This window comes from Hymenobacter sp. HSC-4F20 (genome assembly GCF_019599275.1).
Classification (GTDB): Bacteria; Bacteroidota; Bacteroidia; order Cytophagales; family Hymenobacteraceae; genus Hymenobacter.
Window position 1 is genome coordinate 1,020,227 of record NZ_JAHZTD010000002.1, and the last position, 25,279, is coordinate 1,045,505.

Sequence of the window (25,279 nt, forward strand, 5' to 3'; positions counted from 1 at the left end):
CGGGCGCCCGGCAAGACTGCCTTAATAGCAGCGCACACCTGCAAACAACAACGCGAAGCTTCCGTTATGCCCGCACTCAACACTTCCGGAAGGAATAGTTGATTTGCGGGCGTAACGGAAGCTTCGCGCTACGCGGAGTATGGCGTCCGACTAGTGGGGTAGACTAGTACACGATGTAGCCTTGCTCCTTGGCCTTCTTCAGGACCGACATGATGCCGTTCTTGTTGATGGTGCGAATGGTGCTGGCGGCAACTTTGAGCGTAACCCAGGCGTCTTGCTCAGGGATGTAGAAACGCTTCTTCTGCAGGTTCGGGTAGAACTTGCGCTTGGTCTTGTTGTTGGCGTGCGAAACGTTGTTGCCTACGCGGGTACGCTTGCCGGTCAGATCACAAACTCGGGCCATAATATCAGGAGCTTAGAGGTTTCAATGCTGGAAAAAGGGACGCAAATATCGGCATTTCTTTGAGGAAAGCAAACCCACTAACTGAAAAATAGCAGGTTAGCCCGCGGGCGGGGTCTGCGGAGGCTTCTTTTTAGCTTTCCCGAATTGCCAGGGACAATGCCGACAGCCATTTCCGCAGCAGGTGCCGCGGCGCAAATGGTACTGTTCCGTGAATACCATATACCCTTCCGGGGTCAGGTAGTAGTCGCCGGGCTGGAGGGGTTGGGGCGCGGAACGGGGCACGGCAGAGAGCAGCAGATGAGGCCGCAAGATACAAAAGCCAGCGCGCTGACAACTCCTAAAACCTGCCGCCCCCCTTGGTGGTATTAGGTGTACGCGGCGCTACGTGTTCGGCGCTCCTGTTTAGCTTTGCCCCATGCGTGCCGTTCTACCCTTTCTTCTGGCAGTGGTACTGACTAGCCCCCTGCGGGCACAGGAACCCGCAGCCCCTACCATTCCGCTGCTGGTGCAGCAGCTGGCGCACGCTCCCGAACCGCTACCGGCTATGCCCTTGAAAGAGGCCCGGCGGACGCTTCCGCAGGCGCGCCAACGCTACCAGCGCGGCTTACCCGCGGGCACCAACTTTTTCCTGACAGCGCGTGTACTCAACGAGGCCGCAACCCCTGAGCCGGTAGTAGTGCTGATTGATACCTGGCAGGCAGGCCACATTACTGGCCGGATTATGCGCTTCGGGGCCGATGGCCGCGCTACCCCCGCCGGCGCCACCGACTTCGAAGAAGAGGCCATACTCGACTGGATTCTGCTGCGCCCGAATGGGGCGGAAGAGGGCAACTACCTGGGCAAATTTCTGGATCTGGAAGAACGCCTGGCAGCTTTGCAAGACTAACCTGTCGGGGGTGCTACTCGCCTTTTTTCGGAATGTCCTTGAGGTCCTGAAGGGTGCCGCTGCTGTTGAAGCGCATGGTCATGTCTTTGGGGTTGTGCTCACCCGCCGCTACCACTGCCGAGCCATCGAGCTTGTAGTCGGTTTTCTTGGCTTTAAACAGCGTTTTGAACGCTACCTTGGGTAGTCCTTTTGGCTCGAACTTGACGTGAATGGGCATCAGCTCGGTGCCTTTTTTTCGGAACGACACATCCTTTTCCTCTACGCCCTGCACCTGCATATCGTCGCTGATGCGAAAGTTGTACGTCACGCGCCGCACCGTTACGGGAAAGGGGTTGTAGTTCGTGACCCTGAGGTTGACCACTGCCTCACCATTTTTCAGGCCCAGGTCCTTGATATCCACGTCGGCTACTTCAATTTTAGGCAGTTTCGGCAGGTATACGCGCTTGGTTATTTCCACCGGAATCTTCTGGGGGCCCGCCACGGGTAAGCGCGTATACAGGTTCATGGTCATCTGCACATCTACGCAGTCCTGCTGGCTGTTTTTCAGCGTATTCTTGACGGTGCTCAAATCCACGGACATGGGGAGTTGCAGGTGGCTCACGTTGTTGCCACGCAGCACCAGTGGCTTGTCCTTGCGGCCTTCCGCCAGCAGCTTGCCATCTACCCGGGTTTGGTAGCTCAGGCTATCTACCTGCAACGTCACGGGCATGTGGTTGCGCAGGTCGGCTTTCATTTGCGCCTGCAAGCGCGAGGCCGTAATGTTATTCACGGCCAGGGAAGTATTTTCAAGAGTTGGTAACAGCTCCTTGCCTTTGTTGGTAGAAAAATAAGCCCACCCTCCTCCCACCAGCAGGAGTAGCAGGGCCACAAGCACGAAGGTCCAGCCGGGGTGACGGCGCACGAAAGAGGCTGCCATAGCATCAGGGGCCACTTTGGATAGACTATCAGGATGCCGCCACGTACTACACATGGTTGAGCTTCAATAGCTTGCAAAGCAGCGTTTCTTCTTTACTCCCCAAAGGGTCCGTAGGGTTATAGAGGAGCTTCTGGGTAGGCGCTCCGCCGGCTGCAGGCTTTTTCCGTAGTTTTGGAATAGGTGAAGTCACTTCAACCCTTAACCACCCTTCGCTATGCAGTCTGCCCCCACCCAGCCTACGTCCGATACCCTACCTCACTCCACCCGCAGCCAGGAGCTGATGGCGCTGGAAGACCAGTATGGTGCCCACAATTATCACCCCCTACCCGTGGTATTGAGCCGGGGCGAAGGCGTGCACCTCTGGGATGTGGAAGGCAAGCACTACTACGACTTTCTCTCGGCCTACTCGGCCGTGAACCAGGGCCACTGCCACCCCCGCATTATTGGGGCCCTCACGGCGCAGGCCCAGCAGCTGACGCTTACCTCCCGCGCTTTCTTCAACGACCAGCTGGGCCTGGCCGAAAAGCAGCTCTGCGAGTTGTTCAACTACGACAAAGCCCTGCTGATGAACTCGGGCGCCGAAGCCGTAGAAACAGCCTTGAAGCTGGCCCGCAAGTGGGGCTACCAAGAGAAAGGTATTGCCCCAAATCAGGCGCGCATTATTGTGGCGGAGCACAACTTTCACGGCCGCACTACGGGCATCATCTCCTTCAGCACCGACCCCGACTCCACCGGCGGCTTCGGACCCTACAATCCTGGCTACCAGGTAGTGCCCTACGACGATTTGGAAGCTCTGGAAGAAGCCGTAAAAGACCCGCACGTGTGTGGCTTCCTGGTGGAGCCAATTCAGGGCGAGGCCGGGGTGATGGTGCCATCGGAGGGCTACCTTGCCCGGGCCGCAGCTATTTGCAAAGCCCACAAGGTGCTGTTCATTGCCGATGAAATTCAAACGGGCCTGGGCCGTACCGGCGAACTGCTGGCCGTGTGTTACGAGGGAGTGCACGCCGACATTCTGATTTTAGGCAAAGCCCTGAGCGGTGGCGTGTTACCCGTGTCGGCGGTGCTGGCCCGCAACGAAATCATGCTCACGATTCAGCCGGGGCAGCACGGCTCCACGTTCGGAGGCAACCCGCTGGCCTCCGTGGTACTGCGCGCCGCTCTGGACGTATTGGTAGACGAAAAGCTGACCGCTAACGCCCGCGTGCTGGGGGAGGTGTTCCGGGAGCGAATGCGCCGGGTGCAGCAGCAGCGCCCCGAGGTGGTAGAGCTAGTACGTGGCAAAGGCTTGCTCAATGCCGTAGTTATTAAGCCCCACCCCGATGGTCGCACGGCCTGGGACGTGTGCGTAACCCTGATGGAACGCGGTGTGCTGGCCAAGCCTACTCACGGCGACATTATTCGGTTTGCTCCCCCGCTAGTCATCACCGAGGAACAGATCCACGAGGTTTGCGACGTCATTGAGCAGGTAATCCGGGAGTTTTAGCCGCGCTCCTACCCCTTAGCCGCAGTACACGTCTCGCTTCGAGCAGCCCGTACGCACCACAAAGCCCCCGACCAGCGGATTGCTTACCCGAGCAGTCCGCTGGTCTTGTTTTGGGGACCGTTCACCGACGCTACCCAGCTCCCACCGACGAAACGGCTCCACTGGCAGGGCCGCGCCGAAGGTTAGCCGAAGAAGCCAGCACTGGGCTGCTGCACGCTGTAATTTTGACCTATTACTACTTCAAAATCTACTCGTTATGCGTGCTCTTCGTTTGCTTCTGATGTGTGGTGTAGTATCCATGATGGCTAGCTGCCAGACTACCCGTTCTGCCTTCCAGGCTCGTCCTTTTGGTCCGGTAATGTCTTTTTCGGCTGATACGGCCACGACGGTGCTCCTCCTCCACGACTCTCAGGGGCCGCAGGCTACCCGCGTACAGATGACCGTTGCCGAAGCCGCCGCGTTCCGTCAGCGTTAATCAGCAAACAACTTTCCCTGGCGCACGCCGCCCTTTCGCCGATTTTCACACACCACGCCGCCGCAGCTTGCCTCTTCTGAAGAGTGCAGGCCGCGGCGGTGGCGTGTAAAGCCGCTACCCCACTGAACCCAGAAAAGCCTCGCCGACGCGAGGTTTCTTTATTTTGGGGCATGCAAGTACATAGATGGTACCGCTACTGGGCGGTGATAGGACTGTTGGCCACCGGTTGTCGCAGCGAAAAGGTAGCATTTCAGTTTCGGCCAACTGCGCAGCCCGGCACTCAGGTTTCTGTAGTGGAAGCTGGGCCGGAGGTGGTGGCTGCCTCTCCCGAGGACACGGCACCCTTAGCGGTTGGTAAGCCTGCTGCTTCCTCCGTTTTAGGGGCGCCCTCCCCCGTTTCTATCGTAGCAAAATCGGCTCAGGCCGCTGCCCGGTTGCCGCGCAAGGCCTCGCTGCTGGTCCGGCAGGTAGCCGCGCGAAAGCACCAGCGGCAGGAGGTAGCCGCCCGAACTCGGCCGCGGCAATTGGCCCGACACGACACCTTCCATCTGATTTTGGGTGGGTTGCTGATTGCGGCGGGGGTAGTCTCGGGGATTCTCCTGGGGGGCTGGCTGGGCCTGGGCGTCGGGGCTGTTATCGTGATTCTGGGTTACTACTTCGTGGTGCTGGGCATTGGAGGGCAGCACGCGTGGCTGGAAATCTTTCAGGAGTTTTTCAATATGTAACCTGTAACCTGAGCTACTGACGTGCTTGCAGGCCCTTGTCACTGGCAAAGCAGCTCCGAGCGACTCGCCGGTATCCACCTGCTGCCACCTGCAACCTTACCTTTGCTCTGGTTGTTCTACCCCGTCTTACCATCTGAAAGCAGCTCATGTCTATTCTGCCCACGCACCGTCCGCGCCGCAACCGCAAGTCTCAGGTTATCCGCGACATGGTGCAGGAAACCCGTCTGACGACCCACGATTTTATCTACCCCATCTTCCTGATAGAAGGCCAGAACCAGCAGTTGGAAATCCATTCCATGCCGGGTATTCACCGCTTCAGCGCCGATAGAATTATCGATGAAATTGGGCGTTGCGTGGAGTTGGGAATCAAGAGCTTCGCGCCGTTTCCGGCCATTAACGACGCCCTGAAGGACCGGCTGGCGCGCGAGTCGGCCAACCCGGAAGGGCTCTACCTCAAAACCGTAGCCGAGATTAAGCGCCAGTTTCCGGAGGTAGTGCTGATGACCGACGTAGCCATGGACCCTTACTCGTCCGACGGCCACGACGGGGTAGTAGATCCGGAGTCGGGCGAGATTCTGAACGATGCCTCCCTGGAAGTGCTCGGTCAGATGGCCCTGGCCCAGGCCCGCGCCGGCGCCGACATTATTGGCCCCAGCGACATGATGGACGGCCGCGTGGCCTGGATTCGGCAGGTGCTGGACAGCAATGCGTTTGCCCACGTGAGCATTATGAGCTACACGGCCAAGTACGCCTCCGCCTTCTACGGCCCCTTCCGCGACGCCCTGGACTCAGCCCCCAAGCGCGGCGACAAGAAAACGTACCAGATGAACTATGCCAACCGCCGCGAGGCCCTGCGCGAGCTGGCTCTCGATGAGCAGGAAGGCGCTGACATGGTAATGATTAAGCCCGCCCTGAGCTACCTCGATGTAATTCGGGAAGTGCGCGACAACACCACCCTGCCCGTAACGGCTTACAACGTGTCGGGAGAGTACGCTATGGTGAAGGCTGCGGCCCAGCAGGGCTGGCTCGACGGCGAAAAAACCATGATGGAAGTGCTGACCAGCATCAAGCGGGCCGGCGCCGACGCCATCCTGACCTACTTTGCCAAAGAAGCCGCCGAGGTGCTGCGGCGCGGCTAAGCGGGTAGCAGTTTCCTGGTTTCAGAAAGGCGGTATTCTGGCGTAAGGCGAGAGTACCGCCTTTCTAGCTTTCAGGGGGTAGCAAGTGCTGGGCTACGGCTGTACTGCCCTAAGCTTGTAGCCTATCTTTGCGCTTGCTACTTCTTTCTTCACCTCCAACGCTACCCCACCACTTATGGCCGCTGCTTTGCGTCTCGCTACCCTTGCCGACATTCCGGCTATTCTGCATATCGTGCGCCGCGTGGTACCCTTGATGCAGGCTAGTGGCAACCAGCAGTGGAGCGCCGACTATCCGAATGAGGCTGTATTTCAGGAGGATATTGCCCGGGGCCACCTGTGGGTAGCCGAATTGGAAGGACAGGTAGCGGCCGCGGCAGCCCTCACCCACAACGACCAGGACGCGGAATACGCGCAAGCCGACTGGGATTTTGCGGAGCCTGCCCTCGTTACGCACCGACTAGTCGTGGACCCGGCGGCCCAGGGCCACGGGCTGGCCGTCGCCTTACTAGCGCAAGCCGAGCACTTGGCGCGGCAACAGGGCTTACGGGTGCTGCGCGTGGATACCAACTCCGAAAACCAGGCTACCCAACGGCTGTTCCCGAAGCTAGGCTACCGCTATGCTGGCGAAATCACGCTGGCGTTCCGGCCGGGGCTGCGGTTTTTCTGCTACGAGAAGTGGGTAGTAGAGTAGAATGGCTAGATTATCCGTAAGTACAACGAACAACAGCCTTCTTGTTTTCAGCTAGTTGTAGCACTACCTTCTATTTCACGTTCTACTATGCCTACCTACTCGCTTCCTCTGCTAGTACTGGCTGGCGTAAGTGTTTCCTCGGTCAGCAGCTACGGGCAAGGTGCTGCTTCTGACAAGCAGACCGTGAGCAAAATTGCTGAGCCTCTGTATATCATAAACTCGCATATCATTGGCAATGGGCTTGTCGCGCAGCTTAATCCGGCAGATATTACCAAAGTTGTTGTGTATAAGCCAGGTAGCACCCCTGGTTCAGTAGGCACTCTGGCATCAACGGGCATTCTGGCGTTAAGCTATACTGGATGGGTTGCCAGCAGGTCGTTTGCTAAAATCGGCCGAATGCATGGCGTACGGAGGCCATTTCGCGTGGTACTTAATGGCACTCCACTTAACGATGAGCAGATAGCAACTCTGCGTATTGCTCCTCAAGCCATTGGCCGCCTACAAGTTACTCCAGCTACCTCCGAAACCGCAGAAACAACTATTAGTATTCAGCTTGCTGAAGCCCCGACCAGTTCTCAGAGCCGACCGCCGGGCTCCATTATGATTCGCTAAGCGGCACAAACGAATTCTGCATGGCGCTGGCGAGCCCAGAACAGCTAGCAGTGACTAGGCAAAACCCGGAGACCTTATTTCTCAAACGGCCAGCGCTTTAGCCGCCGGCTCCAGAGCAGGAACACCACTACCCCCAGGCCCATCATAAGTAAGGCGGACAGCTGAAACGGCAAGAAAACCGCAGTGGCATCGGTAAGCTGGAGCCTTACTCCATCCTGAATGCTGAAAAACACCCAGAGCCAGACGGCTACGGCTACTAGCACGGGTAGCGGGTAGAGCGGCATCCGGAAGGGCAGCCCCTCCGTGCCGCGCCGACGCCGCAAGAGCACCAGCCCCACGGCTTGGCCTACAAACTGCACCAGAATGCGCATGGCCAGAATGGCACTGATGACCTCGCCCAGCTTAAAGAGCAGGCTGAACACAAACCCTACCCCGCCCAGCAGCAGCAACGATACGTGCGGAAAGTGCTTGGTAGGATGGGTACGGGCAAACACAGGCAGAAACTCCCCATCGGCGGCGGCGGCATACGGAATGCGCGAGTAGCCCAGCAGCACGGCAAACAGCGAAGCAAACGCTACCCACAGCACCAGCGCCGTAGCCGCTTTGGCCGCCGTAGCTCCGTAAATGCGCTCCACAAAGGTGCTGACGATGAACTCCGAACGGCTGGCCTCAGCCCAGGGTATCACCGAGCCCACGCTCCAGTTGAGCAGCAGGTAGAGGGCCATAATGCCCAGAATGCTCAGGAAAATGCTGCGCGGGATACTCTTGTGGGGCTCCTGCACTTCGCCGCCCAAGTGGCAGACGTTGTAGTAGCCCAGGTAGCTGTAGATGGTTTTGACGGTAGCCTGCCCCATAGCTGCCGAGAGCAGCACCCCAGGCAGCGCGCCTAGGCCCCCCGCCGGCAGCCAGGCTACCGGATGCGTGGCGTGGGTAACGCCCCCCAGAATCAGCCAGCCCATCAGGCCCAGCACGCCCAGCCACAGCAGCACGCCCAGCCGCCCGATGTCCTCAATTTTCCGATACAACAAGGCCAGCAGCAGCAATACCACCGTGCCCGATACCAGTTTTGGGTGCCACCACTCGGTAAGCGGTACGAGGTAGCCGAAATACTGCGCAAACCCGATGGCCCCGGAAGCTACTACCAGCGGCGCTTGCACCAACGTTTGCCACACGTACAGAAACGACATCAGGCGGCCCCACTTCTGCTCCCCGTAAGCCAGCTTCAGAAATCGGTAGGAACCGCCCGCTTCGGGGTAGGCAGCGCCCAGCTCGCTCCAGATCAAGCCATCAACCAAGCTTAGGGCTGCCCCTACCACCCACGCCAGCAAGAAGTTCGGCCCCATAAACCCCATCACCAACGGCAGCGTCACGAAAGGCCCAATGCCTACCATGTCAATCATGTTGAGGGCTGTGGCTTGTAGTAAGCCCAGCCGCCGATGCAGGGTAGGCGCAGAACCAGAAGCTGAGGGGGTAGGGTGAGCCATAGAAAGCGGTTTGAAGCTGTACAAGCCGCAACAGCCCGGAATGTTCAGGAGGGGGAGGGGCCGGCAGTACGCTACCAGCACTTCCGAAGCCAGCCAACCTCCGTTTGGCTGGCTTCGTACCACCAACTCGTTCATGCTCCTACCAAGCTACCACGGCTAGCCTCTTACGCACCTGTTACTGCGGCAGCCAAGCACCGGCCGCTAAGCTCCACAGAAGCAGCCGGGCAGCACTGTCAGTCACTTGCCTTTGCCTGCTTCCGGGCTTGTTGTTGGCTGGGTTTGCCGGCCGGCCGGGGGTAGCAGACATCGGAAATAAACGCATCTTCGCAGCTACCGGGGCGGTACTAAGGGGCCTAAAACAGGTCTGATACCGGCTTGGTGCGGCTTACACCCCTCACCGCTTCTACTTCCTACCGACCGCCTCATATCCTTCGTATGGCATCACACTCCTCTTCCAAAATAGCTATTTACGGTGCCATCGGAGCCAACGTCGCCATTGCCATCAGCAAGTTTGTAGCGGCTTTTTTCACGGGTAGCTCGGCCATGCTCTCGGAGGGCATCCACTCCCTCGTGGATAGCGGCAACGGGCTGCTGATTTTGTTTGGGGTGCACCAGGCGGAAAAGCCTGCTGACGCCCGCTACCCCTTCGGCCGCAGCAAGGAGCTGTATTTCTGGTCCCTGATTGTGGCCATTCTGGTTTTCTCGGTGGGCGGCGGCATGTCGTTTTATGAAGGAGTAGAGCACCTGAAGCACCCCGCTCCCATCACCGACCCTACCTGGAACTACGTGGTGCTAGGCCTCTCGCTGGTATTTGAGGGCATTTCCTTCTTTCTGGCTTTTCGTGAGTTCAACAAAAGCCGCGGCGACGCGGGTTTCTGGGCAACACTAGGGCGCAGCAAAGACCCCTCGGTTTTCGCTATTCTGATGGAAGACCTGGCTGCCTTGCTGGGCCTGGTTATTGCCCTAGGCGGGGTGTATTTCGGCCACATGCTCGACAACCCGTATTTCGACGGCGGGGCCTCCATCTGCATTGGCCTTCTGCTCGTATCGGTGGCCATCTTTCTGATTTACAAGACCAAGGGCTTGCTAGTGGGCCAAGGAGTAGAGGAAGAAACCCTGGATGCCCTGGAAGCCCTGGCCCGCCAGCAGCGCGGGGTAGAGCAGGTACGCCGCCCCCTGACCATGTACCTGGGCCCCCAGGACGTAGTACTGGCCCTGGATGTGGAGTTTCACGACCATCTTTCCGCCATTGAAGTCGAAAAAACCGTAGACGAGCTTCAAGATACCATCCGGGCCAACCACCCGGAATTCAAACGCATCTTCATTGAGGCGAAGGGCCTGTCTGGTAAGCAACGAAACCCGCTCGCCCCGGACCCTACTTCGCCCCAGATCTAAGCCTGTTCTCAGCCTGGCTCCGGCCAGGCTGCTCTTGTCCATTTATTCCTGCGCTATGACAAAAAACTTCTTCGCTACCTCTCCCTTTCAATCATTCTGGATGGCGGGCTTTGAATGCACCGACCAACAGAATGCCTTTGGCAACCGCGTTGATTTCCTGACTCTTACGGGGCACCTGCAGCTCCTTGAAGACGATTACCAAGCCGTACAGTCTTTCAACATGAGCACCGTGCGCGAAGGTATCCGCTGGAGCCAGGTGGAGCGCACACCCTACCACTACGACTGGAGCACGGTGCAGGTGCTGCTCGATGCTGGTCGGCGCCAGGGCATCCAGCAGATCTGGGACCTGTGCCACTTCGGGTACCCCGATGACCTGACGCCGCTGCACCCCATGTTTGCGCGGCGCTTTGCCCACCTGTGCCGGGCCTTCGTGGAGTTCTACCGCAGCCAGCGCCCCGACGACGTACTGATTGTAACGCCCATCAATGAGGTAAGCTTCATGAGTTGGCTGGGCGGTGATGTGCGCGGCACCTCGCCCTACTGCGTAGGCCAGGGCTGGGAAGTGAAGCGCGGCCTGATGCGAGCCTACATTGAGGGAGTGGCCGCCCTGCGCGAGGCCGACCCCGGCATTCGGATTCTGACCACTGAGCCCCTAATTAACATTGTACCGCGCCACGGAGCCGGACCGGCCGAAACGCGCCGGGCCAAGGAGTTTCATAACAACCAGTTCCAGAGCGTGGATATGCTGGCCGGGCGCCTGTGTCCCGACCTGGGCGGGCGGCCTGAGTACCTGGATTTGCTGGGCTTCAACTTTTACTACGACAACCAGTGGCAGCTGGATCCGCACCACATTCTGCCCTGGGCCAACGACGACCACGACCCCCGTTTCCGGCCCCTGAGCCACTTGCTGAAGCAGGCCTACCGCCGCTACGGCCGGCCGGTGGTGCTTACCGAAACCAGCCACCCTGGCCAGGACCGCCCCCTCTGGCTGAAAATGATAGCCCATGAGGCCGTGCGCGCCATCAAAGCCGGTGTTCCGCTGCTGGGCGTGTGCCTCTACCCCATCGTCGACCGCCCCGACTGGGACCACCTCACGCCCTGGCACCGCGCTGGCCTCTGGGATGCCGACCTTACCCAGCCCGCCCCCGGCCTCACGCGCGTACTGCATGAGGAGTCAGCGGAGGCGCTGGCCCGCGCGCAGTACGCCGTGGCCCAGGTGCTGCCGCAGCCGGCCGAGCTGTTTTCCCTTTCCTAACCCGATCCGCAATGCCCGGCCGCCCTATCGCCGCCACTGACCTGCTCGAACAATTTCGTCAGGCTTTTGCGGATGTTACCCTCTCCCCCACCGAAGCCCGCCGGCTCCGCGACCGGCTGGCGGCGTTCACCCAGCACGGTGGCGACGTAGGGCGGCTGCGGCAGGCGGTATTCAACCTGGCTAAGGAACGGTTCAACACCTTCAAGGACAAGGCAGTAGTGGAGTGGCTGGAAGCGGCCAGCGTGCTGCTACCTACCCCCTCGGCGGCGCTACCGGTGGCCGAGCAGACGCAGGTATACTTCAGCCCGGGCGAGGAATGTGTAACGGCTATTCAGCAGTTTATTGCGGCAGCCCACCGCACCCTGGATGTGTGCGTGTTCACCGTGGCCGATGACCGCCTGACGTCTGCCCTACTGGCCGCTCACCACCGTGGCGTGCGCGTGCGCCTACTCACCGATAACGACAAGCTATTCGACCGGGGCTCCGATGTGCGCCAGCTCCACGGCGCGGGCATGGCCGTTCGCACCGACTGCACCGAGAACCATATGCACCACAAGTTTGCCGTAGCCGACCACCGCCTCGTGCTTACCGGCAGTTACAACTGGACCCGCTCAGCTGCGCGCTACAACCTGGAGAACCTGCTTATTACCCCGGAACTAGCTGTAGTTACCCGTTTCGCCGCGGAATTTGCGCGCCTGTGGGACACGCTGGCGGAGTTCAAGGGGTAGCCGTTCCACTGCTAAGCAGCCGCCAGAAAAAAACCGACCCGCAGTCTAGCTGTACACGCTGGACTACGGGTCGGTTTTTCTTGGCGGCAGGACGCTGCGCTACCGGGAAGCACCTTGCGGAGCAGTAGCCTCCGCGGAAGGCCGCCGGAGTATCAGGGGCTGCTTGGTAGTAACTGTGCCTACGGTCAGGTTGAGGTTATAGTCGCCGGCGGGCAGGTCTGTGAAGTCCAGGGACTGGTGGTGCGGGCCCGAGGCCTGCTTGCGGTAGTCTGACACGCGCACGGCCACGCCCCGCTCGTTGTAGAGCACCCAGCCCAGCGGCTTTTCCTCGCTCAGCTGGTAAGACATCTGTACTACCCCGTTCGAGGGGTTGGGGTACACGCTCATATGGTTGGCTCCTACGCCGGGCAGGCTCAGGGCGGCTGCTACGGGCGGAGCTTCGGCCGGGGCCACGGGCGTCAGCTTCCACTGCTGGTTTTCCTTGCCCGAGTAGCGCCACTGCTGCACCCCACCCTCAATAGAGTCTTTAGCCGAGAGGGCCTTGCGGCTGTGCTTGGCAATTACCTTGTAGTACCCGTCGCCAACCTCCTCAATGCGCCAGATCTGGTTGTTGCCGCTGTAAAACGACCAGAGGCTGAGCGGGGCGCCATTGGAGGTGGAGCTGCCCAACACCTCCAGCACCTTATTGCTGCCTTGCACCAGCAAGCGGTAAAATCCGTCGCCGGCCGTTTCAATTTTCCACTGGGTTGATTTCGCCTTGGCATCGGGCTGCAATATTCGGCTGGCGTAGCGTCCCTCGTCGGGTATTTCCAGGGCGGCGCCCGTGGTGCGGGCCGTGAGCACGTATACGCCGGGCACCAAAGGGGTAGGCGGGGTAGCCGCCGCGGCTGCCGCTTTGGCCTTCGCCGCTGCTTTGGCTGCTTTTTCATCGGCTTTGGCCTTGGCCGCCGCTACGGCCTCCGGGCTCGGAGCGGCTTTAGCTTTAGCCGTGGCGGCTGGCGCGGGAGCGGCCTTGGCTGGGGCCGGCTTGCCGGGAGTTGCTTTAGGAGCCGCAGCAGCGGCTTTGGGTGCAGCCGCGGTTTTGGCTACGGTGGCGGCTTTAGGTGCCACGGCCGCTTTGGCTACCGGCGCGGGCCGGGGGCCGGCGGGGTCAGGAGTAGTAGGCGAGCCCAGGGGGTAGAGGTTGCCCATGGGAATAAGCTGAGCGGCCTGGCCGGGAGGAGCCCACTGTAGCTGCAAGCCCGCTTCTCCCCCGCCATCGGCGTACTCCAGACGGATAGCCGTTTTTTCGCCCGCGGCCAGGCTGACCGTTGGGTCGAGTAGATTGGCTTTCTTGCCGTCCCAGGTATCCAGCACTTTCTTCCCGTCTACCCACAGCCGTACCTCATCGGTGGTCTGCACCACAAACCGGTAGCGGCCAGTGGTAGGTGCGGCCAGCAGCCCTTCCCAGCGCACCGAGAAATTGTCGGTTGGCACACCAGGAGCGGGGGCAGCCACACCCCAGCGGAAATCAATGGCCGCATCGAGCCGCTGCAGGGCGGGGGCGCCGGCCAGCGTGCCGTTGGTGAAGTAGAAGCCCGTCAGGCCCGTTCCAAACCCTTGTACCGGCTTGGTGACCAACGCGGGATGGGTAAGGGCAGAAGCCCGGGGTGTGGAAGCAGGCGCCGGGGCCGCACTGACCAGCAGGCCGCTACCTAACCCCAGCCAAGCTACCGAACAAACTAGTAGATATCGCACTATATGGAGGCTTTGAATGAACAAATTGAAGGAAGCAAACCAGCACAGCGAGGGCACGGACGATGCCACGTTTTTATACGTTTCCGGTTTTGTGCTATTCCACTAAGATAGACCTTTTCCGGCGGTATCTCCCCATCTCACTGCAGATCTGGTATTTTCGCTTCTGCACAGCGGTACAAATATCGAACTTTACCCCGTAGGTACCGCCCGACCCGACTGTATTTTTGTGTTTTCCTCATTTGCCTGCTAATGGAAGCTGTTGCTTACCTCCCCTCCCCTCTTGGCACTTTAGCGCTACGCGGTACGGAAGCCGGCTTACAGGCCGCGCAGTTTGTGGCAGCCCCTGCGGCCTTGGGCACTTCGCTGGAAACAGTGCCTTCGTGTCTGCGGGAAGCATACCGGCAGCTGCGGGCCTATTTCGGGCGGGAGCTGCGGGAGTTCGACCTGCCCCTGGCCGTAAGCGCGGGCACGGAGTTTCAGCGTCGGGTGTGGGCTGCGCTGCCCTCGGTGGGCTACGGCCGCACGGCTTCCTACCTGGACCTAGCCCGCCAACTAGGCAACCCAGCGGCCGTGCGGGCCGTGGGCGCGGCCAACGGCCAGAACCCACTGACTATTATCTGGCCCTGTCACCGCATCATTGGGGCCGGCGGGCAGCTGACGGGCTACGCCGGGGGCCTGGACCGGAAACGGTGGCTGCTGGAGTTCGAGCGGCCGGTGGTGCAGGCGTCGTTGTTCGGCTAACCTCGGGCTAGGCCCCCACAAACGTCAGCAGCTCCCGGTAGATGACGTTGTGCTGCCAGTAGAGCTGTAGGACCATCGGAATATGCTGTTTGCCCGGCAACACGTGGTACTGCGGGGGGCGACCCAGCTGCGTGAGCTTCTGCCGGAACCGGGCGCTACTGCTGCTGATGGACGGATAAGTGTCGCCGCCTACAAACACCAGGTAGGGCGGGGTGCGGGCCGTAACGTGGTAGAGCGCCGACACCTCGCGCCACACCTGGGGCTGCCGCCCGAACGGAACCAGGTACTGCTCGTCGCCGGGGTACTGCAGCTTCTGGAGATACTCCAGCATATCCAGCCCGGCCGGATCATCGAGGATGGCTCCCTTGATGGGATTTTCGGTCAGCCCCCGCCGCGTAAACAACCGGTCGTCGGCCGTGAGCAGGGCGGCCAAGCCGGCTCCGGCCGAGTGCCCCATCACGAACAGCCGCTGCGGGTCGCCGCCGTACTGCCGGATGTGGGCTGCGGTCCAGTGTACGGCCCGGGCGCAGTCATCGGCCATCTGCGGCACACGCACCTGCGGGGCCAGGCGGTAGTTAATCACTACGGCTACTACGCCCTGCTTAGCCAGCCGCCGACCAATAAAGGAGTAGAAATTCTTATTGCCGCTGTTCCAGCTGCCACCATGAATAAATACCACCACGGGCCGTAGGCCAGGCCCCGCCGCTTTGGGCGCGTACACATCAAGGCGGTGGCGCTCGGGGCTATAGGCCGAGTCGGTGGCGGGCACGTAGGCTAAGCCGGCGGTGCGGCGGCTGGGGCGGGCGACGGCGTATTCGGAAGCCAGAGCCAGCAGCAGGCCGGCCAAGGTAGCGGGCAGAATCCGCAGGAAGAATGTGTGCATAGAGGCAGTGAAGGCCGGGAACAGGTACGCATCCCGGCCAGCGGCCGGATTGCGGGGGGGCCGACCAGGCCAACGGCCGGATGCCAAGGAGGTTGCCATTCGTGTTCCGCGGCGTTTTATCTTTGACTGTTCCCAGCGGCTCACTTTTCGCTGTTTCTGTTCGTTAGCCTTCTATGAAACCTACCCTTCTGCTGGCCGCCGCCCTACTTCTTTGGAGCGCGGCGCCGGTCCAAGCCCAGCGCAAAAGCAAAGCTCCGGCTTCCGCTGCCACCGACATACCTCTGACTACCCGCCGGCTCCAGCCCCTATTCGGGGGCCTTAGCCCCGCCCAGGCCGAGCAGTTAGTGGGAGCTCCCTTTCTGACTAACGTGGCCGGTAGCTTTGCCTCCCGGGCCGAAGCCAGCCGGTTTTTCAGCACCAAAGGCTACGAGTACCTGGCCGAAAGCCAGGCAGATACGGCTACGTACCGCTTTAACCTGGCCTGGGTGCTGGACCCCGCCAACCCTGACGCCTACCGGGGCCTGGGTATTGTGGCCAGCCGGGGCACTTCGCCTGAGCAGGCTATTGACTTGCTGACCCGCGGCTTGGCGCTAGCTCCTGACAACACCTTGCTACTCAGCGACCTGGGCACCAGCTACCTGATCCGGTACGGGCAAAGCAAAAAGAAAAAGGATCTGACCACCGGCATCGAGCTGCTGGAAAAAGCTACCACCCAGGATGCCACGAATGCCGTGGCTTGGCAGCAGCTGGGCCGCGGGTACTACTACCAGGAGAAGTACGACCAGGCCTGGGCCGCCGTGCATAAGGGGCAGAGCGCCAGCCTTACCTCCATTGACTTTGATTTGATTTCCGATCTGTTAACTCACCAGCCCGATCCGCAGGGCAAGTTCAAATAAAGCAGCGCCACGGCACGTTAGACAACGACATTCCTCCGGAGCGCGTATGCCGGGGGCTCACCTACTGTCTACGCCCGTGCCTATTCGTCCGCTTTTGCCTGCCCTATTGCTGCTGACGGCCACTACCGTGCAGCACGTCACTGCCCAGGATGGCCCCGAACGCCGCCGCCGCCACTACGATGGTAACGCCCGCCCCTACTACCGCGGGCCGGTTCGGTTAACGCTAGGGGCAGGCGCCGGCTTGTACAGCGGCGACCTAACCAGTGGCCTGGGCGAGCAGTTTGTGGGGCCCAGCCTCAGCGCCGGGGTGCTCTACAAAGTGCGGCCCCACTGGCTGGTAGGAGGCGAGGCTTCTTACATTCAGTTGGGCGCAAAAGACCAGCTACCCGAGCGCAACCTGGCGTTCCGGGGCCGCAACGGCGCGGCCGTGGCGTTCCTGCGCTTCGAGCCCCTGCGCGATGAGGGCGCCTACGCCGACCCGCGTCGGCCGGCGGCCCTGGTGAAGCCCTACCTGAAAGCCGGGGCGGGCTTCCTGATCTACAGCCCCAAAGCCTACAACGGGACTATGCGTCCCGACGACAACACCGCCTTCTTGGGCTCGGAGCGTAACGACTACCCGGCCACGGCCTTGGTGGCGCCCATCGGGGCGGGCATTACCCTGCGGCTTACCTCCCAGCTCAACGCCTCCATTGAGGGTACCTACTCCTTTACTACCACTGATCAGCTCGACGACATCAGCCCCGCCAGTGGCCGCTCCACTTCTTCCCGCAACGATGGCTACGGGCAGCTGGAGCTAAAGCTGGAATACGCTCCCTGGCGCCGGTAACAACTCTATACTAACAAAAAGCCCCGCCTATAACAGGCGGGGCTTTTTGCTGGGCTGCTGCCAGAGTAACCAAACAGGGCCCACCAGTTGGTGGGCCCTGCACGCAATGCTGCTATGCGCCTTCGGTTACTCTTTCACGAAACGCTCGTGGAAGCTCTTCTGCCCGTCGCTGACGGTAAGCAGGTAACTACCTTTGGCCAAGCCGCTTACGTTGAGGACGCCATTTTGGAAGCGGGCATTAGCTACGCGGGCTCCGCGCAGGTCTGTTACAACGGCCGACACTACCTCTGCTTTACTGGCCAGAGCAATGTGGAGCACATCGGCGGCCGGGTTGGGGTACACGACTACGGCTTTTTCAAGGGCGGTGCTCAGGGCCGAGGTGTTGGCCGTGAGCGAGGCAACCTCCGGAGCGGCCAGCGTACCGCCGCTGATGCTTACCGTGTAGTCCTCCGTTTCGCCGTAGCTGTAGCTGTTGCAGCTGGTGGTAGCCGAGGCGTCGCTCATAATCACGCGCAGACGAGTATTGCCCGATTTCGCCGTAGCAGGCACCGTGAAGGTTCCCGAAAGCGTGCCGGTACTGGCAGAGGAACCTGATACCACCAGTTCGCCGGCATCGGTGAACACGCCGTTCTGGTTGTAGTCGATGTATACTTTCCAGTACTCGGTGTAAGCCGTGGAAGCAAAGCCGGCCGAGAAGCTGATAGTTTGGGAAGAGCCTGCTGCAATAGAGGTAGAGGTGGCAGTACCGTTGTAGTAGCCACCATCGGCGGCGGAGGTGCGGGCAAGGGTGCCCAGCTTCACGTAGTCAATCCACTCATAGGCCACGCTGGTGCCTTTGGAAGCGCAGTAGGAAACCGTGGTGGGCGGTGGCGTGGTAGTGCCCCCACCGGCTGCGGCACCTACCCCCACGGCGTACCACGCATTTGTAACGGCAGTTACCTGGGGTGAGCTAGCGCCGTACAGGTCGGTGGCGGCCTGAACGGTGGCCGTGCGGGCGCTGGCATAAGTAGCCGAAGCCGTCAGGTACACGCTTTCGGCGCGGTAGGCAATTTTGGCGGCGTCATCAATGCCAATGCCCGTTACGGAGTAGGCGCTACCAATGTCGTTGGTGCCGCTCTTGCCCACCGACAGAATGTAGAACCAGTGGTTGAGTACGCCCGAGTTGGTGTGCACTCCGCCGTAGTCGTTAGAGGAAGTAGGTGAGGTAGTGGTGGCGCGCCAGTAGGTGCCTTTGTAGGTATCGGGCTGGCCTTGGGAGTTCGGGTCGCTCATGGAGCGCAGGCCGGGCTGCTGCTTGTCGATGTCTTCGCCAATGAGCCAGGTAGATTTGGTCAGGCCTAGCTTGGCGGCCGTGTACTGCTCAATAGCAGCGCCCCAGATGTCGGAGAAGCCCTCGTTCAGCGCCCCCGACTCGTTCTGATAGGTTAGGTTGGCGGTTTTTTCGCACACGGCATGGCCGATTTCGTGGCCGCACACGTCCAGGGCCGTCAGGGGGCGGAAGCGGGTCGCCCCGTCGCCGTAGGTCATCACCGAGCCGTTCCAGTAGGCATTCTCGAACCCCACGCCGTCGCCGGGGGTGTCATCGAAGTGCACGTAGCTCTTGATTTTGGCGCCGGCGTTATCGTAGGAGTTGCGGCCGTGCACCAGCTTCCAGTAGTCGTAGGTGGCCTGGGCCCCGAAGTGGGCGTCGCCGGCTACGTTGTCGAAGTTGGCGTTGTTGTACTCGGTCCAAGTGTTGTCGGCATCGGTGAAATCAACGGCGGCGGTGTAGCTGCTGCCTTTTTTGGCGTTGTAGGTTTCAATGCCCAGGCCGCGGGTGTACTCGCGTAGGCGGTACTGTCCGGCCACTACGGTTTCGTTGGCCAGGGTGCGGGTGCCGCTGTAGGCGGTGGCAAACGTGGCCGTGGCCGCCGCGTGCTTAATAATGGCATCTTGCAGTACTATCTCACCCGAGGCCGCATCTACGTAAATGTAGGCGCGGCTCAGAGGCTGCTGGGCATACACATTGAACTTCCAGGCCAGCGTGGGCTTGCCGGCTTTCAGCGGGTTGCCGGAGCGCAGATTGCGCACAATCACCAGCTCCCCCTGGGGCTTATAAGTAGCGGTGGGGCTGTTGAGTTCGGCTTTCAGGCCGGCTTCCTCACGAGCATCCGCCCACATGTACTTCTTAGCTCCCACGAAGGCCAGAGCCCGCTCCAGGGCGGCTTTGGCATCCAAGGCGGGGGTAGTATTTAGAGCGGCAAGGCGCTCTAACTGCCCGCTGATGCTGGTTACGTCGCCCTGCTTGGCGTGCACCGTATACTCGGCGTGCTCTACCCGGATGCCTTTGTAAAACTGCTGGTACTTTTCGTGCACGTAACCGAGGTCGTCGGTGGCCGTTTTCGATGGCACCAGCTGGTCGTCGGAAGTAAGCTGCAGCTGCTCGCGGAGGGCTTTGCCGGCTTCGCTGAGCTTGTAGGCCATACCCGCGCGGAACTGCACGAGGTAGGGGGTACCATTGTCGTGGAGGGCCTTGCTCTGCACCCGCGAGAGGTCCTGAGCCAGGGTAGTGGACTACAAGCCGCTGAGCAGCAACAGCGTTGCCGCAGAGTATTTGTTGATCATACTGTGTGAGTTGGTTGTGGAGGGAATAGAACTATAGCTTCTATGCCAACACTAGGAAGGATGGCAAGGAAGAGGGAAGCAAATTAAATATTTTTTAATATTAGCCTCACGTATTTGATAACTTTCTTAGATAAAACCGGATCCATAGTGAAATCATCAAGAACTATACGCTTTACAAACTATTTACTTCATGCCTTATGGTGCATTGATCTGGGGTCTTCTACTGTCACCTTTGCGCGCAGCTAGCCTGTTGTGCAGCACAAAATTTTAAACATTCCAAGAACGCCTTCATGCAAACTTCATCTTCCATAGCTAACCGCTGGACCTTAACTGGACAAACTGCCCTGGTAACCGGAGCCTCGAAAGGCATTGGGGCCGCCGTAGCGGCCGAGTTGTTAGCCCTGGGCGCGACGGTGGTAGCCGTAGCGCGCACCGCCTCCGACCTGGAGCAACAGGTGGCCAGCTGGCAACAGCAGGGCCTGAACGCCCACGCCCTCCCGGCCGACCTGAGCACTGCTGCCGGTCGGGCGCAGCTGCTGGCCCAAGTAGCGGAGCGGTGGCCCCAGCTGCATATTCTGGTGAATAACGTGGGCACCAACATCCGCAAGCCTACCCTGGAGTATTCCGAGGAAGAATACCGTCACATTCTGGCCACCAACCTCGACTCGGCCTGGGAGCTGAGCCGCGGGGTGCAGCCGCTGCTTGCGGCGGCCGGTGGGGGTAGCATGGTCAATATCTCGTCGGTGGCGGGACTGGCGCACGTGCGCACGGGGGCCGTGTACGGCATGACGAAGGCGGCGCTGGTGCAGCTTACGCGCAACCTGGCGGTGGAGTGGGCTAGCCTGAACATCCGGGTTAACTGCGTGGCGCCGTGGTACATTCATACGCCGCTGGCCGCCGGGGTCCTCGGGAACGAAGCGTACCTGAACGAGGTGCTGAGCCGCACGCCCATGCGCCGCATTGGGGAGCCGGAAGAGGTGGCTGCTGCCGTAGCCTTTCTGTGTTTGCCGGCCGCTGCCTACATCACCGGCCAGACCCTGAGTGTGGATGGAGGCTTCTCCGTGAATGCTTTCTAGCGTAGTTACCTGCTAGATGGGCCTTTCTCATTATGGCAGAGGCTTGGTAAACTGACAAGCCCTTACCCCCAGGCTGAGGGTAAGGGCTTGGTAGATCTGGAGGGGGTAATACGCCGCCCAGAAACCCGTGTCGGCTTACTGTGCGCTTAGCTGTTGCAGTGCGCTTTCGTAGCGTTGCAGCGAGCCTTCTGAGGAAGCCAGGTACAGGAAGGGCTCAATCAGCTCCAGCTCCATAAGCAGAAACTCGCCATCCTGGTCCAGCCCATCCACGCGGGCGTACAGGCAGCCGGTGGCAAACGCACGCACAATGGCATCGGCAGCTTGGCGCAGGTGAGCGGGCGCCGGGCGGGGTTCGATGCCGCCGCCGAGGTAGTGCTGCACCCGGAAGTCGCCGGATTTCGGTGTTTTCAGCACGCAGTGGCTGAACTCTCCTCCAAAATAAATCAGGGACCATTCGCCTTCCTTCTGAATCTGAGGCTGGAAGGGCTGCACCAGGAAGTCCTCGTCGCGGAGCAGCTGCTCGAGTTGGGGCTGGCGGATAGCCGACTCCTGCCGGGTCAGGACGAAGGTGTTTTTAGCTCCGCCACTCACCGCAGGCTTCACTACCAGCGTGTCGTGTCCCAAGGTTTCAAACAAGGAATCTGTTTCGACGGCCTGGCCGCGGCTAAGCCAATGGGTAGGCACAATACGGACGCCGGCCGCCTGCATGTCGAGCAGGTACTTTTTATCGGCGTTCCAACGCACGGTAGCCGCCGGGTTCAGCAGCTTCACCCCGAGACCTTCCATCCGGTCGAGCCACTGGTAGAACTCCCCTACCCGGTCGAAATAATCCCAGGGCGACTTCACTACCACCACATCGTAGCGCAGCCAGTCCACGGCCGGGTTGGTCCAGACGCGGGGCTCTACGGTGTGGCCTTGCTCGCGCAGGTAGCGGGTAAGCAGGCTATCCTCATCATCGACATTCGGGGCGGCGTACTGAGCAAGACTTTCGCAGGTAACCAGGGCAATATTCATGGTAATCGGTACAGGTGAGCTGGGTTTCGCGGACAGAAGATAGCGCGACGGAACAATGGGCTACTAGACGGTAAAGGGCCGTGCAGGTTGCGCCCTACCCCCGCAAGAACTTCTAACCTGCCCTTCCGAGCAGGATGAGGACGCTAGGCTGCCTAGCCGCCGCTTCCTTGCTTGCCTCGAATTAGCTCGCCTTTTCCAGCAGTGTTTGTTAGGGGCGTAGGCGCTTGCTATTTCTTGCCGGCGGCGAGGTAGTCGGTGGCTAGGGTAGCCAGCGTTTTCACGCCCAGGGTCAGCCCGCTCTCATCCACGAAAAAGCCGGCGGTGTGGTGCGGAGCCGTTTCGGCGGGGTTCTTTCCTTTCGGCATGCCGCCCACAAACACGAACATGCCCGGTATCTTCTCCTGGTAGTAAGCAAAGTCTTCGGCTCCGGTTACGGCTTTCTGCACGCTTACATTGGCTGGGCCGGCGGCACTGTTCAGGCTGGGCACCATTTGGGCCGTAAGGCGTGGGTCGTTGTAGGTAACCGGGGCGTAGTTCACAATGTCGACCTCGGCAGTGGCGCCGGCACTTTCGGCAATGTTGGTGGCGGTGCGGCGTACGGCGGCCCAAATTTGCTGCTGCATTTCCTTGCTGAGGCTGCGGATGGTGCCCGTCAGCTCTACCTGCTCCGGAATGATGTTGTTGCGCACTCCGCCGTGCACCATGCCTACCGTCAGCACGGCCGCGTCCTCGGTGAGCTGGAGCTGGCGGCTGATGATGGTTTGCAGGCCCATGATAATCTGGGCGGAGGTTACCACGGGGTCAACGGCCAGCCAGGGGTAGGCACCGTGGGCCGATTTACCTTTCACCTTAATGGTAAACACATCCGAGGAGGCCATTTCGCCACCCGGCCGGTAAGAGAGCTTGCCTACCTCCGTCTGGGCCTGAATGTGCACTCCGAAGATGGCATCGACTTTAGGGTTGGTGAGCACGCCTTCCTGCACCATCAGCTTGGCCCCGCCCACTACGCCCGGCAACGAGCCTTCTTCGGCGGGCTGAAACACGAATTTTACGGTTCCGCTCAGGTCTTTCTTCATCTGGCTCAGCACCTCGGCGGCACCTAGCAGCATGGCTACGTGGGTGTCGTGGCCGCAGGCGTGCATTACACCTACTTCCTGGCCATTGTACATGGTGCGGGCTTTGGAGGCGAAGGGGAGGCTGTTGCTTTCCGTTACGGGCAGGCCATCCATATCGGCGCGCAGGGCCACTACCGGGCCGGGCTTGCCGCCCTTCAGAATACCTACCACGCCGGTGCGGGCTACCCCGGTTTGCACTTCAATCCCCATCTTTTTCAGCTGCTCGGCAATGAGGGCGGCGGTGCGGGTTTCCTGGTTGCCCAGCTCAGGGTGCTCGTGAATGTCGCGGCGCCAGGCAATTACCTTACTTTCCTGCTGAGCAGCGAGTTTAGCAATCCGGTCGTGGAGGGCGCTGGTTTGCGCCAGCGCGGGTGCGGCCGTCAACAAGGAGGCAGCCAGGCTAGCCGTGTAGAAAAGCTTCATGAGCAGGCAGGTCAGGAGGGTTGCGGAAAAGTAGTTGGCTGAAAAGGTACGCCGCAAAGCGCTTCCGACGGAAACCCGGCTGGAAAAACCTGGCGCGCCGGGCGCTTATCTTTGCCCTCCGGCCCTGGCGCGAGGCTCCGGCTTCGCCTGCGGGTAAGCAACTCGCGGCCGGGCTGCTTCATCTCAGCAATGCCACGCAAAGCAGAAGCTTCGGGCTACTACTCCTTTCTTATTGCATGTCAACGCATTTTACCACCTGGCCTGAGGCCTGGCGACAACCGGCTTTCCGGCAACGGTTAGGGCTCGTGCTGGCCCTGCTCCTGGCTTTGGCGGCGCTGTTGCCGCGCTTCTTCGCCTGGATACAGGCCCGCCCCGGCGCTATCCTGCCCGACCCCCTGCTGTCCGTGCTGCCGGCCCGCGACGTATCGGAGCTTACGTTTGCCGTTATCTACCTGGGTATTGGCTTGGGGGTAGTCACGCTGCTGCCCCGGCCCTATCTGCTGCTGCGGGCCCTAACGGCCTACCTGCTGTTACACCTGCTGCGCTGCCTGACCCTGGCCTTATTGCCGCTGGAGCCCCCCATCGGTCTGATTCTGCTCCGCGACCCGCTGGTGGAACAGCTATTTTACGCGGCCCCCGCCCCCATCACCAAAGACCTGTTTTTTTCGGGCCACACGGCTACGTTGCTGCTGCTAGCCCTGGCCGTGCCGGCCGGGGGGCGGCGCCACATTCTGCTCGGGGCCACCCTGGCTATTGGGTTGCTGGTGATGGTGCAGCGCGCCCACTACAGCTACGATGTGCTGGCGGCTCCCGTGTTTGCGGGCCTGAGCTTCTGGCTGGCCGGCAGGTTTATGCCTACCCCTTCTTTTCCGCAGAAGGGGTAGGAGAAGTGGCTTATTTCAGGTGCTTTTCGTAGATACCGGCCGCAATGCGCTCCGTAATACCCTTGGGAACCAGAGAAGTAAGTGCCGCCGACACTTTATTAAGCGCGCCCGGAATTACTTCGGCCTCGCCGGCCAGCATGGCCGCAATACCAAACTCTGCTACCTGTGCCGGGGTCATGGATACTTTGTTGGCTACGGCCTGCAACTCGGAGTTCATGCCGGCGCGGTCGGCAAAATCAGTAGTGGTAGCGCCGGGGCTAAGGCAAGTGACGGACACGCTGGTGTCGCGCAGCTCGTAGCGCAGGCCCCGGGAGAAGCTGATGAGGAACGCCTTACTGGCCGCGTAGAGCGTGAGCGTCGGTACGGCCTGGTAGGCAGCCGTGCTGGCCACATTCAGGATGTAAGCCTTGGGCTGCCGGCGCAGGGTAGGGAGCAAGCCGTGGGTCAGCTCTACGGGCAGATGCATGTTGAGCTGGAGCATGTTCTGCTGCTCGGCCAGGGGTAGCTCCTCAAACCGTCCCCACAGCCCGTAGCCCGCATTATTCACCAGCACGGCCAGCTCCGTTGTAAGGGTGCCGGCCCAGGCTACTACCTGCCCCGCTGCCCCGGGAGCCGCCAAATCCAGCGCCAGATAGTGCGCCTGCCGCCCCAGTTGCCGGATTTCAGCAGCTACCCGCTCCAGCTGGTCGGAGGAGCGGGCCACCAGTAGCGCATCGTAGCCGCGGCGGGCCAGATCTAGGGCCATGGCCCGGCCAATGCCACGGGAAGCTCCGGTAATCAGGGCAGTTTTTTTCAAGGGAGAAGCAGTAAAAGGTAAGCTGGTAGAATAGGGAGCTGGTGAGTTTGCCGATATACCTGCGCCGGTAGCAGATCAACTTATCAGTTCAC

The 25,279-nt window shown here is 60.7% G+C and carries 25 protein-coding genes; 15 read left to right on the top strand and 10 right to left on the bottom strand.

Annotation, left to right across the window (positions count from 1 at the left end; translation table 11 throughout):
• Nucleotides 1-163 precede the first annotated feature (163 nt).
• Together rpmB and K3G63_RS14190 are read right to left on the bottom strand one after the other, a co-directional pair.
• The gene (rpmB, locus tag K3G63_RS14185) at nt 164-403 is read right to left on the bottom strand and encodes a 50S ribosomal protein L28 (RefSeq protein ID WP_220614743.1); all 240 of its coding nucleotides are present in this window, start codon (nt 401-403) and stop codon (nt 164-166) included.
• Between the two features lie 96 nt (nt 404-499).
• Nucleotides 500-685, bottom strand: a complete 186-nt coding sequence (locus tag K3G63_RS14190; RefSeq protein ID WP_310794590.1) for a DUF5522 domain-containing protein — start codon at nt 683-685, stop codon at nt 500-502.
• Nucleotides 686-818: 133 nt separating this feature from the next.
• Between K3G63_RS14190 and K3G63_RS14195 the strand changes: the two genes are divergently transcribed.
• Nucleotides 819-1,289, top strand: a complete 471-nt coding sequence (locus tag K3G63_RS14195) for a hypothetical protein (protein ID WP_220614744.1) — start codon at nt 819-821, stop codon at nt 1,287-1,289.
• Nucleotides 1,290-1,302: 13 nt separating this feature from the next.
• On the opposite strand, the gene K3G63_RS14200 is transcribed toward K3G63_RS14195, so the two are convergent.
• Nucleotides 1,303-2,205, bottom strand: a complete 903-nt coding sequence (locus K3G63_RS14200; RefSeq protein WP_220614745.1) for an LEA type 2 family protein — start codon at nt 2,203-2,205, stop codon at nt 1,303-1,305.
• Between the two features lie 214 nt (nt 2,206-2,419).
• Here K3G63_RS14200 and rocD point away from each other — a divergent pair, with 214 nt between their 5' ends.
• The 6 genes from rocD to K3G63_RS14230 all read left to right on the top strand — a co-directional run bounded on the left by rocD (nt 2,420) and on the right by K3G63_RS14230 (nt 7,330).
• The gene (gene rocD, locus K3G63_RS14205) at nt 2,420-3,688 is read left to right on the top strand and encodes an ornithine--oxo-acid transaminase (protein WP_220614746.1); all 1,269 of its coding nucleotides are present in this window, start codon (nt 2,420-2,422) and stop codon (nt 3,686-3,688) included.
• Nucleotides 3,689-3,944: 256 nt separating this feature from the next.
• A complete protein-coding gene (locus tag K3G63_RS14210; protein WP_220614747.1) occupies nt 3,945-4,163 on the top strand; it encodes a hypothetical protein in 219 nt (72 codons plus the stop codon).
• 170 nt (nt 4,164-4,333) lie between these two features.
• On the top strand, nt 4,334-4,888 hold the full coding sequence (locus tag K3G63_RS14215) for a hypothetical protein (RefSeq protein ID WP_220614748.1): 555 nt from the start codon (nt 4,334-4,336) through the stop codon (nt 4,886-4,888).
• 146 nt (nt 4,889-5,034) lie between these two features.
• Entirely contained in the window at nt 5,035-6,027 is a 993-nt protein-coding gene (hemB, locus tag K3G63_RS14220; protein WP_220614749.1) for a porphobilinogen synthase, read from the top strand.
• 175 nt (nt 6,028-6,202) lie between these two features.
• Nucleotides 6,203-6,718, top strand: a complete 516-nt coding sequence (locus tag K3G63_RS14225; protein ID WP_220614750.1) for a GNAT family N-acetyltransferase — start codon at nt 6,203-6,205, stop codon at nt 6,716-6,718.
• An 87-nt stretch (nt 6,719-6,805) separates the two neighbouring features.
• The gene (locus K3G63_RS14230) at nt 6,806-7,330 is read left to right on the top strand and encodes a hypothetical protein (protein ID WP_220614751.1); all 525 of its coding nucleotides are present in this window, start codon (nt 6,806-6,808) and stop codon (nt 7,328-7,330) included.
• 74 nt (nt 7,331-7,404) lie between these two features.
• On the opposite strand, the gene K3G63_RS14235 is transcribed toward K3G63_RS14230, so the two are convergent.
• A complete protein-coding gene (locus tag K3G63_RS14235; RefSeq protein ID WP_220614752.1) occupies nt 7,405-8,814 on the bottom strand; it encodes an APC family permease in 1,410 nt (469 codons plus the stop codon).
• Between the two features lie 435 nt (nt 8,815-9,249).
• On the opposite strand from K3G63_RS14235, the gene K3G63_RS14240 reads away from it, so the two are divergent.
• From K3G63_RS14240 to K3G63_RS14250, 3 genes are read left to right on the top strand one after another with little or no spacing between them, the layout of a single operon-like run.
• On the top strand, nt 9,250-10,209 hold the full coding sequence (locus K3G63_RS14240) for a cation diffusion facilitator family transporter (RefSeq protein ID WP_259404446.1): 960 nt from the start codon (nt 9,250-9,252) through the stop codon (nt 10,207-10,209).
• 55 nt (nt 10,210-10,264) lie between these two features.
• Nucleotides 10,265-11,464, top strand: a complete 1,200-nt coding sequence (locus K3G63_RS14245; protein ID WP_220614753.1) for an amine oxidase — start codon at nt 10,265-10,267, stop codon at nt 11,462-11,464.
• 11 nt (nt 11,465-11,475) lie between these two features.
• Nucleotides 11,476-12,192, top strand: coding sequence for a phospholipase D-like domain-containing protein (locus tag K3G63_RS14250; protein WP_220614754.1), 717 nt, complete (start codon nt 11,476-11,478; stop codon nt 12,190-12,192).
• 99 nt (nt 12,193-12,291) lie between these two features.
• Here the strand turns inward: K3G63_RS14250 and K3G63_RS14255 are convergent, their stop codons facing one another.
• Entirely contained in the window at nt 12,292-13,929 is a 1,638-nt protein-coding gene (locus K3G63_RS14255; RefSeq protein ID WP_220614755.1) for a PA14 domain-containing protein, read from the bottom strand.
• A gap of 249 nt (nt 13,930-14,178) precedes the next feature.
• Between K3G63_RS14255 and K3G63_RS14260 the strand changes: the two genes are divergently transcribed.
• Nucleotides 14,179-14,670 (top strand): methylated-DNA--[protein]-cysteine S-methyltransferase, encoded by a 492-nt coding sequence (locus K3G63_RS14260; RefSeq protein WP_220614756.1) that lies wholly within the window; start codon nt 14,179-14,181, stop codon nt 14,668-14,670.
• Nucleotides 14,671-14,677: 7 nt separating this feature from the next.
• Here the strand turns inward: K3G63_RS14260 and K3G63_RS14265 are convergent, their stop codons facing one another.
• On the bottom strand, nt 14,678-15,553 hold the full coding sequence (locus K3G63_RS14265; RefSeq protein ID WP_220614757.1) for an alpha/beta hydrolase: 876 nt from the start codon (nt 15,551-15,553) through the stop codon (nt 14,678-14,680).
• Between the two features lie 173 nt (nt 15,554-15,726).
• Between K3G63_RS14265 and K3G63_RS14270 the strand changes: the two genes are divergently transcribed.
• Nucleotides 15,727-16,449, top strand: coding sequence for a hypothetical protein (locus K3G63_RS14270; protein ID WP_220614758.1), 723 nt, complete (start codon nt 15,727-15,729; stop codon nt 16,447-16,449).
• A gap of 76 nt (nt 16,450-16,525) precedes the next feature.
• Entirely contained in the window at nt 16,526-17,275 is a 750-nt protein-coding gene (locus tag K3G63_RS14275) for a hypothetical protein (RefSeq protein ID WP_220614759.1), read from the top strand.
• Between the two features lie 126 nt (nt 17,276-17,401).
• On the opposite strand, the gene K3G63_RS14280 is transcribed toward K3G63_RS14275, so the two are convergent.
• The gene (locus K3G63_RS14280; protein ID WP_220614760.1) at nt 17,402-19,798 is read right to left on the bottom strand and encodes a M4 family metallopeptidase; all 2,397 of its coding nucleotides are present in this window, start codon (nt 19,796-19,798) and stop codon (nt 17,402-17,404) included.
• Nucleotides 19,799-20,169: 371 nt separating this feature from the next.
• Between K3G63_RS14280 and K3G63_RS14285 the strand changes: the two genes are divergently transcribed.
• The gene (locus tag K3G63_RS14285; protein ID WP_220614761.1) at nt 20,170-20,955 is read left to right on the top strand and encodes an SDR family oxidoreductase; all 786 of its coding nucleotides are present in this window, start codon (nt 20,170-20,172) and stop codon (nt 20,953-20,955) included.
• Nucleotides 20,956-21,090: 135 nt separating this feature from the next.
• On the opposite strand, the gene K3G63_RS14290 is transcribed toward K3G63_RS14285, so the two are convergent.
• Both K3G63_RS14290 and K3G63_RS14295 read right to left on the bottom strand, forming a co-directional pair.
• Nucleotides 21,091-21,969: a RimK family alpha-L-glutamate ligase gene (locus K3G63_RS14290; protein ID WP_220614762.1), complete on the bottom strand. Its 879-nt coding sequence runs from the start codon at nt 21,967-21,969 to the stop codon at nt 21,091-21,093.
• A gap of 227 nt (nt 21,970-22,196) precedes the next feature.
• Nucleotides 22,197-23,507, bottom strand: coding sequence for an amidohydrolase (locus tag K3G63_RS14295; protein WP_220614763.1), 1,311 nt, complete (start codon nt 23,505-23,507; stop codon nt 22,197-22,199).
• Between the two features lie 236 nt (nt 23,508-23,743).
• Between K3G63_RS14295 and K3G63_RS14300 the strand changes: the two genes are divergently transcribed.
• The gene (locus tag K3G63_RS14300; protein WP_220614764.1) at nt 23,744-24,391 is read left to right on the top strand and encodes a phosphatase PAP2-related protein; all 648 of its coding nucleotides are present in this window, start codon (nt 23,744-23,746) and stop codon (nt 24,389-24,391) included.
• A gap of 10 nt (nt 24,392-24,401) precedes the next feature.
• Here K3G63_RS14300 and K3G63_RS14305 read toward each other — a convergent pair whose 3' ends face one another.
• Nucleotides 24,402-25,187: an SDR family oxidoreductase gene (locus K3G63_RS14305; protein WP_259404447.1), complete on the bottom strand. Its 786-nt coding sequence runs from the start codon at nt 25,185-25,187 to the stop codon at nt 24,402-24,404.
• Nucleotides 25,188-25,279 lie beyond the last annotated feature (92 nt).